The sequence below is a fragment of the Candidatus Culexarchaeum yellowstonense genome (assembly GCF_024707025.1).
Taxonomy (GTDB): Archaea; Thermoproteota; Methanomethylicia; order Culexarchaeales; family Culexarchaeaceae; genus Culexarchaeum.
On the sequence record NZ_JANGFQ010000111.1, the window covers coordinates 1 to 2,028 of the forward strand.

At 35.3% G+C, this 2,028-nt stretch carries 1 protein-coding gene and 1 pseudogene; both read right to left on the reverse strand.

Annotated elements, in window-relative coordinates; all coding sequences use genetic code 11:
• Positions 1-206 precede the first annotated feature (206 nt).
• Complete coding sequence (locus MRT15_RS09170; protein WP_304329787.1) at positions 207-590, reverse strand: hypothetical protein; 384 nt, start codon at positions 588-590, stop codon at positions 207-209.
• A 142-nt stretch (positions 591-732) separates the two neighbouring features.
• Positions 733-2,028, reverse strand: a pseudogene (locus MRT15_RS09175) (hypothetical protein); the annotation flags it as partial.

The window sequence follows — 2,028 nt, forward strand, 5'->3', positions numbered from 1 at the left end:
AATGTATGTTATGCCTGGGAGGATAGGAACAATAAAACTTCCACTTACTGCAGTAGTGGCGTTTGAGGGATAACGGTAATAGTATTCACCTGTAAAACTGTTTCCAACCCAGAAAAGTACACCTCCAGATGCTGTGAACGTAATCCTTATGTAACCTGTATAAGGTGTATTATATTGGAGCGTTATATAATGTCTTGTGGGTAAGTTTACAGTCTTATCCTTTTCGAGGATTGTTTTTGTAGGTTTATGATGGCTTTTAATTCATTTATTTCTCCTTGCAATGCTGTTATCTGATTTTGTAGTGATGTTATTTTATCTTCTAGGGCTTTTTTCTCGTTTGTTAAGTTGTTTATTTCTTCTTGTAATTTTGTTTTCTCATTATTGAGGCTGTTTAGTTGGTTTTGAAGATTGTTCCTCTCGTTCGTTAAATTTGCCACTTTTGAGGTTAATGAGGAGATTTGCGCATCTTTTGTATTAATTAATGATGTGAAATTGTAGTAGGATAAGCCCGATAAAGCTACTAGAATAATTATAATGATTGAAAGTGCAAGCACAACATTCCTGCTAATAACCTTACCTTCCTTACTCATACTTACAGCAATAATATTCAAAGCATATATCTTTTTACATGACTCTTTAAAACCATATATTCATGTGCTGAGGTGTAGCATATGGTTTCTAATAGTAGAGCAGGTCTGGTTTATCTGATTTTTGTAAGTGAAAATTGTTTGGTTATTTGTGTTTTCTAATTATTATGAAGAGTATTATTCCTATTATTATAGCGATTATGAAGACTAATGGACCAGTTAGAGTGATTGGGCTGGGGGTTGTTGATGTGGTAGTTGTAGGTGTTGTTGTAGTTGTTAGTTTTTGTGTGGTTGTGGTAGGTGAAGGTGTTATTATGGGTGTTGTTGTAGTTGTTAATGTTGCTGGTGTAGTGGTTGTTTGGGTTATGGTAGGTGATGTGGTAGTTGTTTGAGTTGTTGTGGTTGGTGTTATTGTTGTTTGAGTGGTTGTTTTGGTCGTAGTTGTGGTAGGGGTGGTTGTTGTTTGGGGTGTTTCGAATTTTATTTCTATGTAGGCGGGGTTTATGCTTGAGTTAGGGTCTGCGTTGATTGAGATTGTTATGTTTCCTTTTGTATGAATTTTGATGTGTATTTCTGTTGTGTGGTTTGTGGTAATAATTTTGTTGATGGTTGTGTTGCCGTTTATTGTTGTGTTAATTTTGTCTGATGTGGGGTGTAGTATTATTAGGTGTAGGAGGCCTTTGTCTGATGTGATGTTTATGATGTTGTGTCCTTCTTCATTAAGTAGTAGGGGTTTTGAGAGTATGCTATTGCCTGGTGTTTTGTTGTTAATTTCGAGGAATTTTTTGATTATAGTTTTATCTGCTCGGATTGTGTTTTTAAGGAGTTCTGTTATGTTTTCGTATTTCCATTGTTTTGTCCATTGGATGGCTTGTGTTAGGAGTTTTGTTGTTATGGTATTGTTTATGGTTTCGGGTTCGAATGTGAAGTATACGGAGCGGTATCCGTCTGAGGTCCAGTATTTATCATATGTTATTATTCCTGCGAGTCCATCGTTTGAGATTGCTAAGAGTTTTACTGGCATTAGTTGTAGTAATTGTTTATAAGCTTTGCTAATGTCGATGGTTAATGTTTTATTTATGCCATTAATGTTAATGATTATATTAAGTTTAGTGTCAGAAATGTTTGCGCTAATTATAGATTTATAGAAGTTGCGGAGTGCCCATGTTAATGATGAGTTCATGTCATAAATTATCTTTTCTGAGTGATAAGCCCCTTGCGTAATATTTTCCATAAATTTAGAAATCTTATCATATAATTTTCCTGCTAATGGGGCTGTTTCTTGTGTTCTTGACCACGTGATATATGCTAATGCTCTGGGCATTGCGAGTTGCCAACCAACTTGGGTATAAGCATTAAATCCAAATTCATTGTATATGCTAGGCATCTGAATGGTGAAGTTTTGTGGGATATTCCATTCGAGGGTTTTTCCTTCAGGTGT

Bases quoted from the DNA above. Each gene is read 5' to 3' on its own strand.
- MRT15_RS09170 (WP_304329787.1), bottom strand. From the start codon at position 590: ATGAGTAAGGAAGGTAAGGTTATTAGCAGGAATGTTGTGCTTGCACTT.